Source organism: Embleya sp. NPDC059237 (assembly GCF_042754105.1).
Taxonomy (GTDB): domain Bacteria; phylum Actinomycetota; class Actinomycetes; order Streptomycetales; family Streptomycetaceae; genus Embleya.
The window spans coordinates 708,881-730,165 of sequence record NZ_JBHZAE010000003.1 but is presented as its reverse complement, the minus strand read 5'-3'; the positions used below and the strand labels follow the sequence as shown (position 1 = coordinate 730,165).

The 21,285-nt window shown below is 71.3% G+C and carries 18 protein-coding genes; 6 read left to right on the top strand and 12 right to left on the bottom strand.

The window, feature by feature from the left end; translation table 11 throughout:
* Positions 1-1,270: 1,270 nt before the first annotated feature.
* Both ACFXKZ_RS13885 and ACFXKZ_RS13880 read left to right on the top strand, forming a co-directional pair.
* Positions 1,271-2,779: an MFS transporter gene (locus ACFXKZ_RS13885; protein ID WP_379999865.1), complete on the top strand. Its 1,509-nt coding sequence runs from the start codon at positions 1,271-1,273 to the stop codon at positions 2,777-2,779.
* A gap of 185 nt (positions 2,780-2,964) precedes the next feature.
* A complete protein-coding gene (locus ACFXKZ_RS13880) occupies positions 2,965-3,291 on the top strand; it encodes a hypothetical protein (protein WP_379999863.1) in 327 nt (108 codons plus the stop codon).
* A gap of 83 nt (positions 3,292-3,374) precedes the next feature.
* Here ACFXKZ_RS13880 and ACFXKZ_RS13875 read toward each other — a convergent pair whose 3' ends face one another.
* Positions 3,375-4,535, bottom strand: coding sequence for an acyl-CoA dehydrogenase family protein (locus ACFXKZ_RS13875; RefSeq protein ID WP_379999861.1), 1,161 nt, complete (start codon positions 4,533-4,535; stop codon positions 3,375-3,377).
* A 245-nt stretch (positions 4,536-4,780) separates the two neighbouring features.
* Between ACFXKZ_RS13875 and ACFXKZ_RS13870 the strand changes: the two genes are divergently transcribed.
* A complete protein-coding gene (locus ACFXKZ_RS13870) occupies positions 4,781-6,100 on the top strand; it encodes a UDP-glucose dehydrogenase family protein (RefSeq protein WP_379999859.1) in 1,320 nt (439 codons plus the stop codon).
* A gap of 105 nt (positions 6,101-6,205) precedes the next feature.
* Positions 6,206-6,643 (top strand): CoA-binding protein, encoded by a 438-nt coding sequence (locus ACFXKZ_RS13865; RefSeq protein WP_379999857.1) that lies wholly within the window; start codon positions 6,206-6,208, stop codon positions 6,641-6,643.
* Positions 6,644-6,787: 144 nt separating this feature from the next.
* Here ACFXKZ_RS13865 and purE read toward each other — a convergent pair whose 3' ends face one another.
* Together purE and ACFXKZ_RS13855 are read right to left on the bottom strand one after the other, a co-directional pair.
* Positions 6,788-7,291, bottom strand: a complete 504-nt coding sequence (gene purE, locus ACFXKZ_RS13860; RefSeq protein WP_379999855.1) for a 5-(carboxyamino)imidazole ribonucleotide mutase — start codon at positions 7,289-7,291, stop codon at positions 6,788-6,790.
* Complete coding sequence (locus ACFXKZ_RS13855) at positions 7,288-8,427, bottom strand: 5-(carboxyamino)imidazole ribonucleotide synthase (RefSeq protein ID WP_379999852.1); 1,140 nt, start codon at positions 8,425-8,427, stop codon at positions 7,288-7,290. Before ACFXKZ_RS13855 ends, purE begins: the two co-directional genes overlap by 4 nt.
* A gap of 273 nt (positions 8,428-8,700) precedes the next feature.
* On the opposite strand from ACFXKZ_RS13855, the gene ACFXKZ_RS13850 reads away from it, so the two are divergent.
* Together ACFXKZ_RS13850 and ACFXKZ_RS13845 are read left to right on the top strand one after the other, a co-directional pair.
* Positions 8,701-9,198, top strand: coding sequence for a GtrA family protein (locus ACFXKZ_RS13850; RefSeq protein WP_379999849.1), 498 nt, complete (start codon positions 8,701-8,703; stop codon positions 9,196-9,198).
* Positions 9,195-9,773: a GtrA family protein gene (locus ACFXKZ_RS13845; protein WP_379999847.1), complete on the top strand. Its 579-nt coding sequence runs from the start codon at positions 9,195-9,197 to the stop codon at positions 9,771-9,773. Before ACFXKZ_RS13850 ends, ACFXKZ_RS13845 begins: the two co-directional genes overlap by 4 nt.
* Before the next feature lie 130 nt (positions 9,774-9,903).
* On the opposite strand, the gene ACFXKZ_RS13840 is transcribed toward ACFXKZ_RS13845, so the two are convergent.
* From ACFXKZ_RS13840 to ACFXKZ_RS13800, 9 genes are all read right to left on the bottom strand, one after another.
* On the bottom strand, positions 9,904-11,169 hold the full coding sequence (locus ACFXKZ_RS13840) for an ATP-binding protein (protein WP_379999845.1): 1,266 nt from the start codon (positions 11,167-11,169) through the stop codon (positions 9,904-9,906).
* A gap of 56 nt (positions 11,170-11,225) precedes the next feature.
* Positions 11,226-11,897, bottom strand: a complete 672-nt coding sequence (locus ACFXKZ_RS13835) for a response regulator transcription factor (RefSeq protein ID WP_020556678.1) — start codon at positions 11,895-11,897, stop codon at positions 11,226-11,228.
* Between the two features lie 133 nt (positions 11,898-12,030).
* Positions 12,031-12,861 carry a hypothetical protein gene (locus ACFXKZ_RS13830; protein ID WP_379999842.1) on the bottom strand — a complete coding sequence of 277 codons (831 nt, stop codon included), beginning with the start codon at positions 12,859-12,861 and terminating at the stop codon, positions 12,031-12,033.
* A gap of 172 nt (positions 12,862-13,033) precedes the next feature.
* Positions 13,034-14,434: a hypothetical protein gene (locus ACFXKZ_RS13825; protein WP_379999840.1), complete on the bottom strand. Its 1,401-nt coding sequence runs from the start codon at positions 14,432-14,434 to the stop codon at positions 13,034-13,036.
* 47 nt (positions 14,435-14,481) lie between these two features.
* Positions 14,482-15,276 carry a hypothetical protein gene (locus ACFXKZ_RS13820; protein WP_379999838.1) on the bottom strand — a complete coding sequence of 265 codons (795 nt, stop codon included), beginning with the start codon at positions 15,274-15,276 and terminating at the stop codon, positions 14,482-14,484.
* Positions 15,273-16,460, bottom strand: coding sequence for a hypothetical protein (locus tag ACFXKZ_RS13815; protein WP_379999836.1), 1,188 nt, complete (start codon positions 16,458-16,460; stop codon positions 15,273-15,275). The genes ACFXKZ_RS13820 and ACFXKZ_RS13815 overlap by 4 nt, the downstream gene beginning before the upstream one ends.
* A 23-nt stretch (positions 16,461-16,483) precedes the next feature.
* Complete coding sequence (locus tag ACFXKZ_RS13810; protein WP_379999833.1) at positions 16,484-18,211, bottom strand: WxL protein peptidoglycan domain-containing protein; 1,728 nt, start codon at positions 18,209-18,211, stop codon at positions 16,484-16,486.
* 281 nt (positions 18,212-18,492) lie between these two features.
* Positions 18,493-20,094 carry a hypothetical protein gene (locus ACFXKZ_RS13805; RefSeq protein ID WP_379999831.1) on the bottom strand — a complete coding sequence of 534 codons (1,602 nt, stop codon included), beginning with the start codon at positions 20,092-20,094 and terminating at the stop codon, positions 18,493-18,495.
* A gap of 346 nt (positions 20,095-20,440) precedes the next feature.
* Entirely contained in the window at positions 20,441-21,280 is an 840-nt protein-coding gene (locus ACFXKZ_RS13800; protein WP_379999829.1) for a hypothetical protein, read from the bottom strand.
* Positions 21,281-21,285 lie beyond the last annotated feature (5 nt).

Sequence of the window (21,285 nt, the reverse complement as noted above, 5' to 3'; positions counted from 1 at the left end):
AATCGACTCGACCGGGCAGTTTCGCTCTCTCCCACCGCCGCCGAGGAGCCCCAGGCGCACGAAACCGGCACCCGACACCCGATTCTCCGCCCCGACCACGCAAAACCGCAGGTCACCGAAACTCAAGGCTCCGAACCACCCATCGCGATCCGGTTTCGAACCCCAGCCCCTCCCGAAGCACTCCAAATCCACTCACGAAGGCGCCCTGACGCACTCAACCCGACCCCTCTCCGTCCCCGCCGCTACCAGCCGGGTTTCCGCCGAGCAAAGCGCAGCTCTCGTCGGGCGCCCTCAGTCTCGGAGCCCCGCACGCCGGCGGCCGACCCGACGACTCTGACCACCCCCGCACCTGCACCACCCGGGGGAAGCGCAACGCCCGCCGCAAACGCCCGAACCGCTCGGAAAGGCTCTCCGGTGAACTCAACCGCACCACCCTCCCTGCCCGCTGCTGCCAGCCGGTCTTCCGCCGAGTGCAGCGGCGCGTGCCGTCGGGAGCCGCGAGTTGTGGAGCCCCGCACGCTGGCGGCGGCCGACCTGGCGACTCTGACCAGCCCCGCACCGGCACCACCCGACCAAAACGCAACGCCCGCCGGAACCGCCCGAACCGCTCGGAAAGGCCCCCGGCAAACCCGACGCGACCCCTCTCCCGCTCCGCCGCTGCCAGCCGGTTTTCCACCGAGCACAGCGCGCCTCTCACCGCGAGCCCCAGTCTCGAAGCCCCGCACGCTGGCGGCGGCCCACCCGGCGACTCTGACCAGCCCCGCACCAGCCACCCGCAACCCAAGGCGCACGCCCGCCGGAAGCACCCGGCCCATTCGGGAACGCACGCTCGGCGAACCCGACCCGAGCACCCACCCCGCCCGCCGCTGCAGGCCGCTTTTCCGCCGACCAACACGCCCGTCTCGTCGGGGGCGTGAAGTCTCGGAGCCCCGCACGCCGGTGGCGGCCGACCCATCGCCCCTGACCCGCCCCGACCCCCGGTAGCCAAGACGCAAGCTGCGCCGGAAACGCCCCAGCCTGCGCGGAGTTCCGCTCATCGGAGCCTGGCACCAAGCCGGTGGCCGGCGCGCCCGCTGCCGACCCGACCCCATCACACCCCATCCCATCCCACCCCGCCCTGCCCGCCCATCATCCCGAACGAAATAAGTCCGATGCATATCGTCTATAACAAAACTATCTGCTAGCGTCTCTCTCGCCGCCGGACGAACACCCGGCGCAGAGCCGGGCCGAGCTGCCCCGGCCGCCGGACCATACGAGGAGAGACAGAGCCATGGCACTGCCGGCCACCGCCAAGACGCCGCCGCGCGAAGCGCGCACCTATCCGCGCGGCCTCGCCCTCACCCTCCTGTGCGCGGGCATGCTGATGGTGATCCTGGACGGCACGATCGTGACCGTCGCGCTCCCCTCGATCGGCGCGGACCTCGGGTTCTCGTCGGCCGATCTCGCCTGGGTCATGAACATCTACATGATCGCCTTCGGCGGCCTGCTGCTCCTCGCCGGACGGCTCGGCGACCTCTTCGGGCGCAAGCGCATGTTCCTCGCCGGGCTCGCCGTCTTCACCCTCGCCTCGCTGCTGTGCGGCGTGGCCACCAGTCCCGAGATGTTGCTCGCGGCGCGGTTCCTGCAGGGCGCCGGCGGCGCGATGGCGTCCGCCGTCAGCCTCGGGATGATCGTCACGCTCTACCCCGAACCCGCCGAACAGGGCAAGGCCATCGGCGCGTTCAGCTTCATCGGCGCGGCGGGCGCGTCCCTGGGCCTGGTGCTCGGCGGTGTGCTCACCGAGGCGGCGAACTGGCACTGGATCTTCCTGGTCAACCTCCCGATCGGCGTCGTCACGCTGCTCCTGGCGACGCGCGTCCTGGATGCCGACACCCCCGCCTCCGGCGCTCGCGGTAGGGCCGACATCGTCGGGGCCGTCCTGGTCACCGGCGGGCTGATGTTGCTGGTGTACGCCGTCGTGAAGGCCGAGGCGTACGGGTGGGGATCGGCCAAGACCTGGGCGTTGCTTGCCGGTTCGTTCGGGCTGCTGGCGCTGTTCACGCTCCGCCAGGCCCGGGTCGCGGCGCCGCTGCTGCCGCTGCGCACCTTCCGCTCCCGCAACGTGAGCGGTGCGAACGTCCTCCAAGTGCTCACGATCGCGGCCATGTTCGGCTTCCAGGTGCTGGTCGTCCTGTACATGCAGCACGTCCTCGGCTTCGGGGCGGCCAAGACCGGCTGGGCGATGTTCCCGACCGCGCTCGCCATCGGTGTCGTCTCCCTCGGCGTCTCCGCCCGCGTCATCGGCCGCTTCGGCGCCCGGAACGTGCTGGTCGCCGGACTGCTCATGCTCACCGCCGGCATGGCCTACCTGGCCCGCGTCCCGGTCGACGGCTCATACGTGATCGACCTGCTCCCGGTGTTCGTCCTGATCGGTGGCGGCGGCCTGGTCCTGCCCGCACTCGCCACGCTGGCGATGTCCGGCGCCCGGCCCGAAGAGGCGGGCGTCGTCTCCGGCCTGTTCAACACGACCCAGCAGATCGGCGGTGCCCTCGGCGTAGCCCTCCTGAACACCCTCTCCACCTCCCGCGCCGACACCCTCGCGGGGCAGGGCAAGTCCGCCGCCGAGGCCCTGACCGGCGGCTTCCACCTGGCGTTCACGGTGGGGACGGTCCTGCTCGCGGCCTCGGCGATCATCGCCATGCTGGTCATCCGCACCCCGCCCACGACCGTCGTCGCCGGCAACACCGCCGCCCCGGAGACCGACCGGGCCGCGACGACCTCGGCCACCCACGTCGGGTGACGAGAAGGCCACCCACCCCGAACGACACGGACACGGTCCCCCGCCGAGATGCCTTCGGCGGGGGACCGTGTCGTTCGCCCGTTCACTCATTCGGAGGATATGACCGCAATCCGCCTCTTCCGGAGAAACCATCCGGATGGGATTGACGTGGCCGATCCCCACGACAGGCCCACGAAGGAGAAGACATGACCAGCCCCGGACTCGCCCCCCGCCGACGCGCCATCCGCGTCGCCGGAGTGCTCGTCGCCCTCCTCGCCGCCGCCCCCATCACCACCGCCGCCGCCACCGCCCCCACTCGGGCCGGTGAGCTGTTCCGCTGTGCCTCGGTGACCCCCGACCTGCCCAACCTCTACGCCACCTCGTGCGACACCGACCACTGGGGCCCGGCCTCCGACTTCGTCGTGGCCGACCAGAGCGGTCGCAACGCCTGGATGTGCGAGCAGGGCTGGGTCGAGGGCTCGCTGTGGATCAGCGGCCGGAACTGCCGCCGCCTCGCGACGTCCGGGGGGTGAACCGCCGTGCCCCCGCCGAGACCTCTCGGCGGGGGCACGGCGGGGACCACGCCACCCCACGACCCGTCGACTCCGGCCGCCGCCTACTTCGGCAGGTTCCTCGCCATCACGATCCGCTGCACCTGATTCGTGCCCTCGTAGATCTGCGTGATCTTCGCGTCGCGCATCATGCGCTCCAGCGGGTAGTCACGTGTGTAGCCGTATCCGCCGAGCAGTTGCACCGCGTCGACCGTGATCTCCATCGCCGCGTCCGACGCGAAGCACTTGGCCGCGGCGCCGTGGAAGGTCAGGTCCGCGTCGCCGCGCTCCGACTTGGCCGCCGCCGCGTAGGTGAGCTGCCGGGCCGCCTCCAGCTTCATCGCCATGTCCGCGAGCATGAACTGGATGCCCTGGAAGTCGGCGATCGGCTTGCCGAACTGCTTCCGCTCCTGCACGTACCCCTTGGCGTAGTCCAGCGCGCCCTGCGCGATGCCCAGCGCCTGCGCCGCGATCGTCACGCGTGTGTGGTCGAGCGTCTTCATCGCGGTGGCGAAGCCCGTACCCTCCTCGCCGATGATCCGGTCGGCCGGGATGCGCACGTTGTCGAGGTAGACCTCGCGCGTCGGCGAGCCCTTGATCCCGAGCTTCTTCTCCGGCGCACCGAACGAGACACCCTCGTCCGACTTCTCCACCACGAACGCCGAGATGCCCTTGGAACGCTTGTCCGCGTCGGTCACGGCCATCACCGTGTAGAACTCGGACACGCCCGCGTTGGTGATCCAGCGCTTGACGCCGTTGAGCACCCACGAGTCGCCGTCGCGTACCGCGCGGGTCTTCATGGCCGCCGCGTCCGAACCGGCCTCCGGCTCGGACAGGCAGTAGGAGAACATGCCGTCGCCGCGCGCCACCGCGCCGAGGTAGCGCCGCTTCAGGTCCTCGGACCCGGACAACATCACCGGCATGCTGCCCAGCTTGTTCACCGCCGGGATCAGCGACGAGGACGCGCACACCCGGGCGACCTCCTCGATCACGATCACCGTGGCGAGCGCGTCGGCGCCCGCGCCGCCGTACTCCTCGGGGACGTGGACCGCATGGAGGTCGTTCGCGGTGAGCGCGTCGAGCGCTTCCTGGGGAAAGCGCGACTGCTCGTCGACCTCAGCGGCGAACGGGGCGATCTTCGCCTCGGCGAGCGCGCGGACCGACTCGCGGAGCATGTCGTGCTCCTCGGAGACGCGGAACAGGTCGAAGTCTTTACGTCCGGCCACGGGTGCCTACCTCTCGGGACTGAAGGGCTGCCCTCTCGGGACTGAAGGGCTACGGGCTGCGGGGAATACCTGTTTTATTACCGCTCAGTAAACAACATGGACGCCCACAATTATTCAGCCGCACCCCGCCGGCCCGCGCATCGGGACGGCCACGGTTCGGCGACGGTGCCCCGGGCCCGGCCGATACGATCCAGATTCGATCCGGATCCCACCCATTCCTCCGACGAAGAAGTCAGGTGACGTACGTGGCACCCCGCATCACGGTCATCGGTACCGGCTACCTGGGCGCCACGCACGCCGCGTGCATGGCCGAACTCGGCTTCGAGGTCCTGGGGATGGACGTGGACCCGGACAAGGTGGCCACCCTCGCGAGCGGCCGGATCCCCTTCTGGGAGCCGGACCTGGAGGAACTGCTGGCCCCGCACGTCGCCTCCGGCCGGCTGCGCTTCACCACCGACATCGCCGAGCTGGCCGCGTTCGGCGACGTGCACTTCGTCTGCGTGAACACGCCGCAACGCAAGGGCGAGTTCGCCGCCGACGTGTCCTACGTCGACGCCGCCGTGAACGCGCTCGCCCCGCTCCTGGAGCGGCCCTGCCTGGTGGTCGGCAAGTCCACCGTCCCGGTCGGCACCGCCGATCGGCTGGCGAGCCGGATCGCCGAGCTGGCCCCCGTGGGCGCCGCGGCCGAGCTGGCCTGGAACCCCGAGTTCCTGCGCGAGGGCTTCGCCGTCCGAGACACCCTGCACCCGGACCGGCTCGTGATCGGCGTGCGCTCGCAGGCGGCCGAGGACCGGCTGCGCGAGGTGTACGCGACCCTGCTCGCCGAGGGTGTGCCGCTCGTGGTGACCGACTTCGCCACCTCGGAGCTGGTCAAGACCGCCGCCAACTCGTTCCTGGCCACCAAGATCTCCTTCATCAACGCGATGGCCGAGGTCTGCGAGGCGGCCGGCGCCGACGTCGAGCAGCTGTCCCAGGCGCTCGCCTTCGACCCCCGGATCAACGGCCGTTTCCTCAAGGCCGGGCTCGGCTTCGGCGGCGGTTGCCTGCCCAAGGACATCCGCGCCTTCATGGCCCGGGCCGGCGAGCTGGGCGCCGACCAGGCGCTCACCTTCCTGCGCGAGGTGGACGCGATCAACATGCGCCGCCGCTTCCGGATGGTCGACCTCGCCCGCGAGCAGTGCGACGGCAGCTTCCTGGGCCGCCGGGTCGCGGTGTTCGGCGCGGCCTTCAAGCCCGACTCCGACGACATCCGCGACTCGCCGGCGCTCAACGTCGCCGCCCAGGTGCAGCTCCAGGGCGGCGAGGTGACCGTGTACGACCCCAAGGCGATGGACAACGCCCGCAAGATGTATCCGGGCCTGACCTTCGCGGAGACCGCCTTCGACGCGGCCCGCGGCGCGCACGTGGTGCTGCATCTGACCGAGTGGGCGGAGTTCCGCGAGATGGATCCGGCCGAGCTGGGCGAGATCGTCGCCGAACGCCGCGTACTCGACGGGCGCAATGCCCTCGACCCGGTGCGCTGGCGCGGCGCAGGATGGACGTACCGGGCTCTCGGTCGCCCCTGAGTAGCCGGCCCGCCCCGGGGGCACACTCACCGGGCCGACGGCGCCGCGCCGTCCGTCTGTCGGGGGGCACCGCGAGCAGCGAGACAAGACTGCGAGGTCATCAGCATGCCTTACGGCGACGAGGCCACGATCCGACGGATCCTCGACACGCACACCTGGGCGGTGGTGGGGCTCAGCACCAACTCCCACCGCGCCGCATACGGAGTAGCCGCGTTCCTCCGTCAGTGGGGAAAGCGCGTCGTGCCCGTGCACCCCAAGGCGGAGACCGTGCACGGCGAGCCGGGCTACGCCACGCTCGCCGAGATCCCGTTCCCGGTCGACGTGGTCGACGTGTTCGTGAACTCGGACCAGGCCGGCGAGATCGCCGACCAGGCCGTCAAGATCGGCGCGAAGGCCGTCTGGTTCCAGTTGGACGTAATCGACGAGCGCGCCTACCAGCGGGTCCGCGACGCGGGCCTGGACATGGTGATGGACCGCTGCTCGGCGGTGGAGCTCCAGCGCATCACCATGACGAGCACGAGCACGGGCCCGAGCCCGGCCTGAGCCCGACCCGAGCCGCACGACGCCGGGACCCGAGCACCCGCTCGGGCCCCGGTGGGCGACCACGACCGGCCACGACCCGGCCGGGACCGCCCGCCCAGGACCGCCTACACCCGACTACGACGGGCTACGACGGCCCACGACCCCCTACGACCCGACCCGCTCGCGCAGCTTGCGCCCCTTCTCGGTCGCCTGCGCCTTCAGCTCCGCCTGGAACTCGCCCATCCGGGCCAGCAGCGCCGGATCGTGCGCGGCCAGGATCCGCACCGCCAGCAACCCCGCGTTGCGCGCTCCGCCGATCGAGACGGTCGCCACCGGCACGCCGGCCGGCATCTGCACGATGGACAGCAGCGAGTCCATGCCGTCCAGGTATTTCAGCGGCACCGGTACGCCGATCACCGGCAGCGGGGTGACCGAGGCGAGCATCCCGGGCAGGTGCGCGGCGCCGCCCGCGCCGGCGATGATCACCTTCAGGCCGCGCCCGGCGGCCTCGGTGCCGTACGCGATCATCTCCTGCGGCATCCGGTGCGCGGAGACCACGTCGGCCTCGTAGCCGATCCCGAACTCGTCCATGACCTGCGCGGCGAGTTCCATCACCGGCCAGTCCGAGTCGGACCCCATGACGATGCCGACGACGGGCTGCGTGCTCATTCGGTGATGTCCCCTCGGAGGTAGTCGGCGGCATGCCGGGCGCGCTCGCGCACGTCGGCCAGGTCGTCGCCGCACACGGTGACGTGTCCGACCTTGCGGCCGGGCTTCACGTCCTTGCCGTACATGTGCACCTTGACCCCGGGATCGCGGGCCATCACGTGCAGGTACGGGCGGTACATGTCGGGGTAGTCGCCGCCGAGCACGTTGACCATCACCGTCCACGGGGCCCGGGCGCGCGGGTCGCCCAGCGGCAGGTCGAGCACCGCGCGCAGGTGGTTCTCGAACTGCGAGGTGACCGCGCCGTCGATGCTCCAGTGGCCGCTGTTGTGCGGACGCATGGCCAGCTCGTTGACCAGGATCCGGCCGTCGGCGGTCTCGAACAGCTCGACCGCCAGGTGCCCGGTGACGTCCAGCTCGCCCGCGATGGACAGCGCGATCCGCTGGGCCTCGACCGCCCGCTCCTCGCTCAGGTCGGGCGCGGGCGCGATCACCTCGCGGCAGACCCCGTCCACCTGGATCGACTCGACCACCGGGTAGGCCACCGCCTGGCCGTGCGGCGAGCGCACCACGCAGGCCGCCAGCTCGCGGGTGAAGTCCACCTTCTCCTCGGCCAGCACCGGCACCCCGGCCGCGAACGGCACGGCCGCCTCGTCCTCGTCCCGGACGATCCACACGCCCTTGCCGTCGTAGCCGCCGCGCGTGGTCTTGAGCACCACCGGCCAGCCGCCCACCTCGGCCGCGAACGCTGCGACCTCCGCCGGGTCGGCCACGATCCGGTTGCGCGGGCACGGTACGCCGATCTCGGCCAGCCTGGCCCGCATCACGCCCTTGTCCTGGGCGTGCACGAGCGCGCGCGAACTCGGCCGCACGGCGACCCCGTCGGCCTCCAGGGCCTCCAAAAGCGCGGTGGGTACCTGCTCGTGGTCGAAGGTGACCACGGCGCAGTCCTGCGCGAAGCGGCGCAGGTCGGCGAGATCGTCCTCGCTGCCGAGCACGACGTCGCCGACCACCTGGGCCGCGGATTCGGACGGGGATGCGGCGAGTACGCGAAAGCGGGCGCCGAGCGGGATTGCGGCCTGGTGCGTCATGCGGGCGAGCTGGCCGCCGCCGACCATGCCGACGACTGGGAACGTCACGGGGGAAGGGTACCGACCCACCGCCGACGCTCGCGGCGCCGGGCGGCGCGAAGCCGGTCGCGGCGGCACGAAGCCGCGCCACGCACGCTGCCCCGGTGTTCGTCGGTGCCCCGGACCGCTCCCGGGGGACCCGCGCCACACGTGACGCGGGATGTTCCGGTAAAGAGTGTGCAACGGGAGGGAGACCGGGCGCCGATGTCGAACGGCCGCGACGGCTACCCTCGTCGAGTGAGTCGTCAAGTCGGTAGCACCCGTGGTGCCAGAGGAGCGTCCGTGCCTTCGCCCGTCGACGCCCCGTCCGAGGGAGCCGCCGGGCCGCCGGCGAGCCGGATCGCCCGGGTGCGCTCCGAGGTCACCCAGTTCCTCGTGGCGGGCGGCCTGGCCTACGCGGTGGACGTCCTCGTGTTCAACCTGTGCCTGTCCCTGGGGATGGGCGGCGTCGGCGCGAAGATCACGTCCTCGATCCCGGCGACGATCGTCGCGTACGTCGGTAACCGATACTGGACCTATCGGCATCGGGACCGCACCGGCGTCGGACGCGAGTACACGCTCTTCTTCGTGTTCAGCGCGATCGCGGCGGGCATCCAGGCGTCGAGCGTTTTCGTGTCACACACCCTGATGGGCTACGAGAGCAAGCTCGCCGACAACATCTCGGCGAACATCGTCGGTATGGCTCTCGGCACGCTGTTTCGCTTCTGGGCATTCCGCACGTGGGTGTTCAAGCACAAACGGCCGGACCCCGTACCGGTCGCCGAAGGTGGCATGTCGTGAAGGCGCTCCGGAATTGGTACGACCGGGTCGGACACCTGCTGCACGAAACGCTGAAGTTCGGCGCCGTCGGCGGGTTCGGCGTGATCGTGAACGTGATCGTGTTCAACCTGTGTCGTGACCACCTGGGCCTGGCCTCGGTGCGCTCGTCGGTGATCTCGACGGCGGTCGCGATCGTGGTGAACTATCTCGGCAACCGCTACTGGGCCTTCCGGCACCGCACCTCCGACGACAGTCGGCGCGAGTTCGTGTTGTTCATGGTGTTCAGCGGGGTCGGCATGGCGATCGAGGCCGGCACCGTGGCGATCTCGCACTACTGGCTCGGCCACACCTCGCTGCTCGCGGACAACATCGCGAAGTACGCGGTCGGCCTGCCGCTCGGCACGCTGTTCCGGTTCTGGTCGTATCGCACGTGGGTGTTCACCGGCACCCACGAGGTCGACCGCAAGCCGGTCCGGGTGGTCGCGCCGCCGGGCGACGAGGACGCGGACGATCGGCCGGCGGGACCCGCCGGCACCCGACTGGACACCGAGGCCGCGCGGCTGGTCGAGGACGAGAGCAAGACCTCCCGGGCCTGAACCGGCCGGCACCTCCCCCGCACACCGCCTCGCGCAGTTCTCTCGCGCAATTCCCTCGCGCAGCTTCCTGGTGCACACCGCGCCCCGCGCCCCACCCCCGCGCCGCGCCCGACCACGACGCGACGAGCCGTCAGCCGTGCCCTTCCTCCGGGTGGGCCGCCAGGAACACCGCGAATACCGGCGGTCGCTGCTGGAGCAGCTCCAACCGCCCCCCGTCGGCCTCGGCCAGATCCCGGGCCACCGCGAGCCCCAGGCCGGTCGAGTTGTGGCCGCTGACCGCCCGCTCGAAGACCCGCGCCCCCAGCTCGTCGGGCACGCCCGTGCCCTCGTCCTCCACCTCGACCACCACGGACGTCCCGGTGATCCGGGTCCGGATGTTCACCGCGCCCGCGCCGTGCATCAGCGTGTTCTCCACCAGCGTGGCCAGCACCTGGGACAACGCGCCCGGCGTGGCCACCGCGGTCAGCCCGCGCTCGCCCTCGACCCGGATGCTGCGGCGGGCCTCGCGGAAGTTGGGCCGCCACTCGTCGATCTGCTGCTGGATCACGTCGTCCACCCGGACGGTGACCGCGGAGATGTTGCGCGGGTCGCGCCCGCCGCTGCCGCGCCGACTGCTGGTCAGCAGCCGCTGCACCACGTCGGTCAGCCGCTCGACCTGGGAGAGCGCGATCGCCGCCTCCTCCTTGACGATCTCCGGGTCCTCGGTGGCGATGATCTCCTCGAGGCGCATGGACAGCGCGGTCAGCGGAGTGCGCAGCTGGTGCGAGGCGTCGGCGGCCAGCCGGCGCTCGGCGGTGAGCATCCTGGCGATCCGCTCGGCGCTCTGGTCCAGCACCTCGGCGACCCGGTCCAGCTCGGGCACGCCGTAGCGGCGGTGCCGGGGCCTGGGGTCGCCCGAACCCAGGCGCTCGGCGGTCTCGGCCAGATCGGTCAGCGGGCGGGCCAGCCGGCGGGCCTGCCAGACCGCGAGGGCGGCGGCGGCCGCGACCGCGAGCAGCGCCACGCCCAGGATCAGCAGCAGCGATTCGCGGATCTTGGTGGTCACCCGCTCGCGCGGCTCGCCGACGGTGACCGAGTCGCCCATCTCGCCGGGCATGGTCTTCTCGAAGACCCGGCCGCTCGGCTTGTCGCCGATCACCAGCGGAGGGTCGCCCGGCAACCGCACGATCGCGTAGCGATGCGGCTCGACCTGGCGGCGCAGCAGCGCGGCGTCGGAGTGTTCGCCGGAGGCCATCCGCAGCTCGACGACCTCCAGGATGCGGGCGGCCTCGGCCTTGAGGCTGTCGCCGGCGGTGTTCTCGATCGCGTGCGTCTCGACGAACGCCAGCGGCACGCCGAGTACGGCCACGACGACCAGGACCACGCCGAGCGTGGTGTTGATGAGCCTGCGACGCAAGGTGGATCCCGTCAGCTTTTCGAGGTCGGCTCGCGCGAGGTCGGCTCGGCTCCGGCTCAGCTCTTCTCGAAGCGGAAGCCCACGCCGCGCACGGTGGTGATGTAGCGGGGGTTGCCCGCGTCGTCGCCGAGCTTCTTGCGCAACCAGGAGATGTGCATGTCGAGCGTCTTGGTGGAGCTCCACCAGGTGGTGTCCCAGACCTCGCGCATCAGCTGGTCGCGGGTGACCACCCGGCCCGCGTCGCGCACGAGCACGCGCAGCAGGTCGAACTCCTTGGCAGTGAGCTGCAGCTCTTCCTCGCCGATCCAGGCACGGTGCGAGTCGACGTCGATCCGCACGCCGTGCACACCCTGGCCGACGTCGGCCGCGCCGCGCCGCAGCAGCGCACGCACACGCGCGAGCAGTTCGGCGAGCCGAAAGGGCTTGGTGACGTAGTCGTCGGCGCCGGCGTCGAGGCCGACCACGGTGTCCACTTCGTCGGCGCGCGCGGTCAGGACGAGCACCGGGAAGCCGTGCCCCTCGGCGCGCAGCCGCCGGCACACCTCCAAGCCGTCCATGCCGGGCAGACCGAGGTCGAGGACGAGCAGGTCCACCCCACTCTGCGCGGCGCATTCGAGAGCGCTTGGGCCGTCCTCGCGCACCTCGACCTCGTAGCCCTCTCGGCGCAACGCACGCGCGAGTGGTTCGGAGATGGATGCGTCGTCCTCGGCGAGCAGTACGCGGGTCATGACCTTGATGTTACTGACGCGGGGGCGCCACGTTGACGAGCTCCGTACGAGCGGACCGCGGGAGCCCGGGATCGGCGGACATTTTTCGCCGACCGAAGGACGGCGGACGGGTGCCCGGAGGGTTGCGTTCACCTCACCATTCATCGTCTTTGTGGCGACGCCAGGAGAACACCATCGTGGACGCTGCCATCAGCAGGATCAGCCCGCCGGCGACGATCCAGACGATCGCTCCGCCGGAGATCTCGCCGTCGTCGCCGCCCCGGCTCTCGACCATCGCGTCGGGGCTGCGCGCCGCGCTCGCGGTCGGGTCCTGTGTACCCCCCGGCGGGGTCTGGGCCGGCGCCTGGGCCGATGCCGGGGGTGCTCCGGCCGTCGGGTCGCCGGGGGCGCCGGAGGGGCCGTCCGGGGCCGCGCCCTGGAGGTCGACCCGCAGCGTCATCGCGGGCGGCGCGGGCGCGGTCGGGAAGCACGTGGTGATCTGGTCGCCGAAGATCGCGGTGGTGGTGACCATCTTGCCGGGGGCGATCCGGATGTCGCCCTTGGCGTCGAGCGGCACGGTGATCTCGCCCTCGTACGGCGGCACCACGATCAGCGCGGGCGTACCGGGGATGTCCACGCGCATCTTCGGGCCCTGGAGGGTTGGTTCGCCGCTCGCGCCGCCGGAGAGGACGAGCTGGATCGACGGGGTCAGCGGGGTGCCGGGGAACGGCAGCGGGCTGGTGGCGGGGCTGCCGCCGAGGGTGACCTTGATCCGCGCCTTCTCGCCCGGGCGGATCGGATCGGTCGGGCCGTCGAGGGAGATCTGCTGCGGACCGTCCACGGCGGGCTGGTCCAGCGGGATGACGCAGTGCACCGGCACGGTCAGCGGTTCCGCTGCGGCGGGCGCGGCGAGCGCGAGCGCCGGGCCGACCGCGCAGGCCAGGGCGAGGGCGGCGCCGACCGGGCGTGAAGCCGAGAGAGCCATCGGGGGTCGCGTTCCTTCTCGTGGGCGACGAACGGGAGTCGGGGCGAGGTGGGAGTGGGGGCGGGATACGACCGAAGGGTCCCCCGGCCGGGTGAGGACCGGCAAGGGGACCCTTCGCATGTCGTTTCGGTTCGGGCCGGATTCGGTCGTGGTGCCCGGAACCGAGCGGACGTCAGACCTGGTTGCGGATCCGACGACGGTAGGGCACGAACAACATCAGCGCGATCGCCGCGAGCACGGCGGTGCCGGCCGCCATCGCGAACGCGGTCATGCCGCCGCCGGAGGCACCGGTGTGCGCGAGGTCGCCGGTGCTGCCGCCGGTGCTGCTGCCGCCGTTGGTGTCGACGTTGCCCGAGGGGGACTGGGTCAGCGTGGGCGGCGGGGTGCCGGCGTCGCCCTTGGCCTTGAGGGTGGCGGAGACGGGGGCGGTGGTGGTCGTGCAGGTGGTGATGGACGTGGCCTTGAGCGAGCCCAGGGTGGCCTTGGAGGTGATCACCAGGGTGCCGGGCGTGAAGGTGAAGTCGCCACCGCCCCACACGTCGAACTTGCCGGTGAGCGGACCGTCCAGGGTCAGGGGGTCACCCTTGTTGACCTTGATCGACTTCTCCGGACCGACCAGATCCAGCGGCACCTTGTGCGAACCCTCCGCCACGTCGATGGTGAAGGTCGGGGTGAACGCGAGATCGATGTTCGGACCCGGCAGACTCGCCGGCGCCTTGCCGACCAGGTTGTCCTTGAACTTGGCCGAGATGTCGAGCTTCGCGCCCTTCGAGGCGGTGCTCGGGACGAGGATGGTGACGCCGTAGGTCGCCGTCGTGTCCGGAATCACGACCGAGGGGAAGTCCTTGACCACCGTCTTGCACGCGTAGTCGACGTTGACCTCCTTGCCGTTCGGCGGCCCCGGCGGCTCGGCCGACGTGCTCGGCGAGGCCGAGGTGGACGGCGACGCCGAAGTGGACGGCGACGCGGAGGTGGAGGGCGATGCGGAGGTGGAGGGCGATGCCGAGGTGGACGGCGACGGTGAGGCGTTGCGGTCCACCGGGATGGTGCCGAGCTTGGGCGTGCCGTTGACCGTGCACGGCACGTCGACGACGGCGGTCAGGACCAACTTGGTCGGCGTGATGTCGATGTCGCCCGTGGCGTCGGCCGGCACCGCGATCTTCGCGTCGAAGTCGGGAAGCGTGATCGGCTGTCCCTTGACGACGTTGACCGTCTTGCCTTCCTGGCCGACGATCTTGAGGTCCTTGGTCGACCCTCCCGACGCCTTCGCGTCGAAGGAAGCGGTGAACGCTACTTCGCCGACGTCCTCCGGACCCAAGACCGGAGTGGCGCCCATGCTCACCTTGACGGTGGCCTCGCCGCCCGGGGCGGTCTTGGTGGTGGGCATCGTCAGCGTGATGTTGAAATCGTCGGTGACGTCCGGCGCCCCGTCCGGGAAGGGGATCTTGCAGGTCATGTTGACCTTGACCGGAGCGGCCTGTGCCGCGGGTGCCAACACGATCATGCCCGTGCCTCCCGCCACCAACATGCCGCCGACGGCGGCGGTGGCGAGTCTTGTCTTGGCCTTGCTCATCAGGTTGTGCTCCCTTCGTCGGGGCGGGACCCACCCCGTCGTTTCGGTCAGCTGAGCGTGAGCGTCAAAGTCGCCGAATAGCTCTCGGCCGACGTGTTGCGGTCGGGCAGACGCAGGGTCAGATCCGCGCCGACATCGAATTCACCCCCTGTGACACCCGGTGAGGACGAGGTGGAGCAGAGGGTCGCGGTACGGCTCGACGAGGTCCGGTCTCCGGGCTTCGCCGAGCTGGGATACGGGCCGCGCCCCGGGTGTGGCGTGCAGTACGGCTCCCAGACGAGGTTGTGCGCCTCGATCCGGGAACCGTCCTCCGCGCGGAAGTCGGACATCGCGCCGGTGAGGGTCCACCCGTTGCGCGAACCGCGGAAGTCCTGGACGAGCATCGGGTTCAGCGCGCCCTTGGCGGTGCCGGTGCCGCGGTCCACGACGAGCCGGCTCTGTCCGGCGTTCGGGGTGCTGACCGCCAGCGGACCCGGGTTGACGTTGCCGTCCACCCGGTCGGGGGTACGCGGTTGCTCGATCCTGGTGTCCCAGTCGAGGTCGCCGGTACCGGTGCCGCCGGTCGCGCCGCTCCCGCCGCCGCTCGTGCCGTCACCGGCGGGGCCGGAGCCGGACGGGGCCGTCCCGGTCGAACCGGTGCTCGGCGGGGCGGAGTTCGTGTCCGTGCCGGCGGTCGGCACGGGGCGGAACGTACCGCCGCCGCCCGGTCCGGCCTGGTCGCTGACATCGGTACGCGACGCCCCGAATTCGCCGCCGGGGCCGTAGTGGAACACCAGCACGGTGCCCGCCACGACCGTGATCGCGACGAGGGCGCCGACGCCCTTGCCGGGTCGCGGGGTCATCGATCCCCTCCCCCGGACGCGCCGGCACGGGGGTGATCGTCGCCGCCGGGCTCGGAATCCGCGTACAGCGGACCGCCGATGGCCACCGTCTCGACCATCGAGCGCATCGGGCGCTTGCTCAGGTCGACCGGCTCGACATCGGTCCCGGCCGGGCGCCGGTTCGCCGTACGGGAATCCGCCGCGCCGTCATCCGCCGCGTCCTCGGCCGACTTGCGGTTCTTGTCGGCCCTGGACGCGCGCAACGAGGACTCGGGCAGGCCCACTTCGCGCTCGCGCTCTCCGGTGCGGCGGGCCCGCTGCTCGCCGATCAGTTCGACGACACGCACGAACAGCCGCCAAGCCGCCACCGGGACCACGATCACCAGGAGTGCGCCGAAGATGTACACGCCCCACGGGCGGCCGACCTCCAGGGCCTGTTCGTCCACGATCTGGTTGTCGTAGGTCACCCGCCAGCTGAACGTGCCGTGTTGGCGGGGGTTCAGCTCCACCGGGAGCGAGATGGTGGTGCGCTGTCCGGGCGCGATGGTGACGTGCGACTCGTAGTTCTCCCAGGTCGGGGCGTACACGCCTTCGTAGAAGCCGATCCGGAAGGTCGGGTTGATGATCGCGGTCTGGCCCATGTTGCCGACCTCGATCCGGAACCGGCGCTGCACCGGTGAGCCGAACCAGGTGAAGATCGAGTCCTCGCCGACCATGGCGCTGTCGATGAAGACCAGCCGACCGGGCGTCTTGACCGTCACCGGCAGCGGGGCGTAGGGCGCGCCGTCGATCTCCAGCGGCACGCTCGCGTCCTTCGGCGGGCCGTTCATGATCACCGCGATCCGGACCACGCACGGACACGGGGACGGCGGGACGGCGGCGGTCAGCGTGATCGAGATGTTGCCGCCGGGGTCGGCGGTTCCGCTCGCGGCACTGGCGGCGGCGCAGTTGACGGTGCCGCGCAGGCCGTTCTCGCCGCAGATGCTCGCCTGGACCAGGGATCCGGGGGTCCAGTCGCCACCGACGACCGACACCTTGTCCCCGGCCGCGACCTTGCCCGGGTCGATCGACGCGCTCGGTCCCGCTCCCGGCGGCGGGGGGTCGGCGGCACGCGCGGGCGCCGTGCCGCCCAGGGCTATGCAGCCCAGGAGCAACACGGCGATCAGCGCGAGCGCGGCCCCGCGGGGGCGGACGACTCGAACCACGTGACGGACCCGGTTGGCCAGGATCAACGGCCGACCCCCGCGGAGTCGGCGGAGCCCTCGGCAACGGACGCGTCCGCGCGGTCGCCGACGGGCACGGACTCGGCGGCGGTCGCGGTCGGCTGCTTCGCGGCCTCGGCCCCGGTCTCGGGCGCCGCCTCGGAGCCGGCCGGTTCCGCGTCGACCGCAACCTCGGTCTCCCGGGCCGCTGTTGTGCCGGCCTCGGCGTCGGGTTCGGCCGCGTCGCCCGCGTCCTGGGCGGACTGCTTCGCGACGGGAGCCGCCGCCTCGGCCGCGACCGGCGCGTCATCAGGGGAATCGGCCGCAACCGCGTCGGCATCGGCCGGCGTGCCCTCGGCCGCCTTCACGTCCACCGCCAGGTCCGAACCCGCTTCGGCCGACGCCGACTCGACCGCAACGGCCTTGCCCTCGCCCGACCCGTCCTCGTCCCGCTTGTCCCCAGTCGGCGCAGCCGCCGCACCCTCCGCCTGCGCGGCCTCGACCGCACCCGCCCCGGTCGCGCCGGCGACAGCCTCGTTCGCCGCCTCCTCGCCCGCAGCGGCCTTCGCCGCATCCGAAGCCCCCGCCTTCGCGAGTTCGACCGGCTCCGCCGGCTCGGCCGACGCCCCCACCACACCCGGTGCGGCGGACGCCGTGGGCGCGGCCGGAACCGGCGGCAGCACCGTCGTATCGTCATTCGGCCCCGCCGGCCCGTTCGGCTCGGCCGGGTCCCCGCCCTTGCCCTTGCGTCCGTTGCGCCACAGGCCCCAGCCGAGACCGGCGAGGATCAGGATCGCGGCCAGCGTGAGCAGGCTCGGCCACGGCGCGGCGGTGTACGAAGTGCTCGCCGAGTCTTCGAGCTTCTGGTCCGGAGCCACCGCGTCGACCTTGACCGTGACGTGGTCCAGGCGCGGCGCGTCCTTCCACTCGACGACCTTCTCCACCGTCGAGCCGGGCAGGATCTCGATGCCCTCCTCGGTCTTGCCCATCAGCTTGCGGCCGAACAGCCCCTCGACCTTCAGGTCGAATTTGGGCCGCAGGATCACATTGCCCCGGTTGATGATCCGGTAGGTGATCGTCGCCTTGCTCGACCCGAAGAACTCGTGGAAGCCGGAGTCGCGCTTGACCTCGACCTTTTGCACGTCCATCGCGGGCAGCGCGTCGCCCTGTACGCGCAGGTACACCCGGGCGCCGATCTGGCGCTGGATGTTGACCTTGATCTGCCCCTGCTGCTGGGTGCCCTCGATCGCGGTGTTCAGCGCGACCACGGCGCCGGGGTGGTCACCGGGCGTGGCATTCGGCGGGATGACGATGTTGAACGGGACCTGGCGCTTCTCCCCCGGTTGCAGGGTCAGCGTCTGGTTCTCCGGCGCCACCTGGATCCAGGTGCCGACGTCCTTCTGCTTGTCGGTGACCGTGCGCAGCGCGAAGCCGCCGTCGCGCGCGGTGTTGTACGCGTCCGCGCCGAACAGCTTCAGCGTCAGCGGCGCCTGGCTCGTGTTGTGCAGGGTCACCACGTCGGGGACGGTGGTGCCGGCGGCGCCTTCGAGGAAGAAGTAGCGACGGGCGTTTTGGCTGGTGCCGTCCGGCACGTACGGGTCGACCGACCATTCGCCGTTGCCCGCCGCCGACGCGGGCGCCGAGGCGACCAGTGTCAGGGACGCGAACAGCGTGGCCAGCACCGCGAACAGGGTGGCCAGGGATCGGGTGCGTCCGCCTTGTCGGCGAATCGGTGGGGCCGGGGTGCCCGTCATCGGTGTCTCCAGCTGGTCTGTGTGCCGCGGATCGAAAGGGCCGGCTTCGGGAGCGGATCCGAAGGGCCCGCGCTGTGTGCCTGGGTGTCGCGTGCGCGGATCGTCCGAGTGCGGTGTGGGCGGGACGGGCCGGCTGCCCGCCCCACCCTCCGCTCTGCGTCGATCCGCAGCGGCCCGCCGCCGGCGACCCGTGGGTCACGGATGGTGTCCGTGCCCCGCGGGCCCCCGGTTTCCGGGCCGTTCTGGGTCTCCCGCCGATGGTGTCCGGCGGGAGATGTCGGTCAGGAGATGGAGAGGGTGAGCGTCGCGCTGTAGTTCCCGGGCGCCTGGTAGGCCGGAACCGCCAGGCTCAGACCCGCGTCGGCCGCGAAGGTGCCGCCGGTGACCGCCGCGTTGGGCGCGGAGGCCAGGGTGGCGCCGGTCGTGCCGATCGGACCCGCGCTGCCGGCCACGGCCTGGCTGGGCGAGCCCTCGCCCGGGGTGATCTTCGGTGTCCAGGAGAACTTGTCCGCCGCGATGGTGCCGCCGGAGCCGTTGGTGAAGTCGGTGACCGCGCCGGTCAGCGTCCAACCCGTGGCGCCGCCGCGGTAGTCCTTGACCGTCACCGTGTTCAGCGCGCCGGTCATGTTCTGCTGGGTGCCGTTGAGGGTCACGTCGGAAAGTTTGATCCCGCCGTTCTCCTGGGAGATCGTCAGGCCGCCGCCGGCGATCGAGCCGGTGAGGTCCTGCTTCAGCGTGCCGGCCGGGGGGTTGCCCCCGTCGACCGTGAACGGCGCGCCGGCGGACAGCGTGCCGGCGGCGTCCTCCGACCCCGCGATCAGCGTGGTGTCGGCCTTGGTGACCGTGACCTCGGCGGTGAACTTCCCGTCCGCGCCCGCCGTCGCCGTCACCATGCCGGGCACGTCCGGCTGGTGGGCGGCGTTGGTCGGGACCACGTACACGGCGGCGTTGGGCGTGTAGCCCTCACCGTTGACGGTGACCTTGGTGCCGACCGGCCCGTGGGTCGGGTTCAGGGTGAGCTTGCGCGGGTTGCTCGGGACGTCCGCCTTGACCGTGACGTTCGAGGTCTTGGACTTGTCGCCCACGGTGACCTTGAGCTGGTACGAGCCGTCCGCGACCGTCGCGCCGATGGTCGCGGTACCGGCCAGCGCGCCGTCCGTGACGGTGAGCGCGCCGGTGACCTTGGCCGGGTCACAGGCGTTGCCGCTCGCGTCGCACAGGGCGACCGTGGGCGTACCCGCGGGCCAGTTCGCGCCGGCGACGGTGAGGGAGCCGCCGGGCTTGACCTGTCCCGGGGTGGTGGTCAGGGTCGGGTCGAGCGGCGGGGCGTCGGAGACCTTGTAGGACGCGACCACCCCGTTGTCACCGGTCACCTGGCAGGTCGCCGTGGTGACCGGGTCCGGCATGCCCTCCAGGTAGACGTCGAGCGCGAACGTCTTGAGTGTCAGCTCGATCGTGGTTCCCGGAGCCGCCTGCGGAAGCGCGAGGTCGGCGGTGAACTCGGGCGGGTCGATGCCCTGCGTGGGACCGATGTCCGAGATGAACTTGGGTGCGGTCAGGGTGACTTCGCCACCGGTGCTGAGTGAGAAGGTGTACTTGCCGACGAAGCCGATGCCGGGGAAGGGGTCGTCCGGACGCAGCGGGTTCTCGCCTGCGTCGATTTTGGCCTGCACCGTGGCCGGCGCGTTGCCGGTGTTCGGCGTGAGCGCGACATCGAACGTCTGCTTGCCGACCTTGTTCCAGTGCAGGATCGGCTCGGTGCAGGTCAGTTCCGGATTCACCGAGGCGGCGGACGCCATCGGCGCACCCGCCACCAGTCCCGCGGTACCCGCGACCATCGCGACGCCGAGTGTCGCGACGGTCTTCCTGCTGGGTTTGAACATGCGGTGCTGCTCCCTTCAGAGGGTTCCCACCGGACGCCGGGGAGGGCGGGGTGGTCGAACACCACACCGGAGCGGGTGCCGGGGAGCGTCGCACCACCTTGGGCTCGGCGCTCCGGTGCCGTACCTGGGCGGTCGACTCGCTCGGGATTCGTCGCACCCGCCCGAGGCGGCTGTCTCGCGGTCCGCCGATTCCCTTGCGGGGTACGGACCCTGTGCAGTGAATTGAAACCTGTTTCAGATTCTGGCGTGCCATTCACCCGCGATCCGGTCACGGAGTCAATAGCGTCGGCAAGCGCCGCGGTCGGCCTCCCGATCCGGAAGGCCGACCGTGCCCGAGGCCCGGGGGTCAGGCGTTGCGCGAGGACCGCACCCGCCGGGTGGCGAGCAACACCCCGCCGATGCCGAGCAGTCCGACGGTCCCGCCGAGCAGGCCCATCGACAGCGCGTCATCCAGCGGGCCGGTCTTGGCCAGCGAGTCGTTGCCGGCCGTGGTCCCCGAGGTGGTTGTTCCCGTACTGCTCGTGGACGAGGAGGACGAGGAGGACGAGGAAGAGGAGCCCGAACTGCTCGAACCCGAATTCGTACTGCTTCCCCCGGTCGTGCTCGCGGCGGGAAGCGTCACCGAGTAGGCCGGCTTCGGGTCGGCGTCGGTGACCGTACACGGGACGTTCAACGTCAGCGGCGTCGGCTCGGGGACCTGAATCTTCAGGGCGAAGCCCTTGGGAAGCAGATCCACCTTCCCCGAGGCCCCCGCGGGCAGCTTGACGTTGGCTGCGAACGAAGGCACATCGATCCCGGCGTCGGCCACCAACGGCAGGTCCAGGGTCGCGCCCACCGCGGTCAACGTGGCCGATCCGCCCGTGTACTTCGCGGTGAAGGTGACCGTCGGGGTGACCTTGACCGTGGTGGCGAGCGGCGAAGCGGCCGGGCTCACCCCCGGGTCGATGTTCAGCCTGATCTGCTCACCCGCCGCGGCCGAGGCCGGACCGGTGACGGTGAAGGCCTGGTCGCCGGTGTCGGGCTTGGATCCCATGGTGGTCTTGACCGTGGGGTCACTCTGAAAGTCGCACTTGAGCTTCGTGTTCGATGTCCCGGCACCGGCCTGCGGCGCGAACGACATCATGGCGCCCGCCATGACGGCGAGCGCCGCCAAGCCACCCGCTGTGCGCTTAATGGGCCTGCCCATACGGT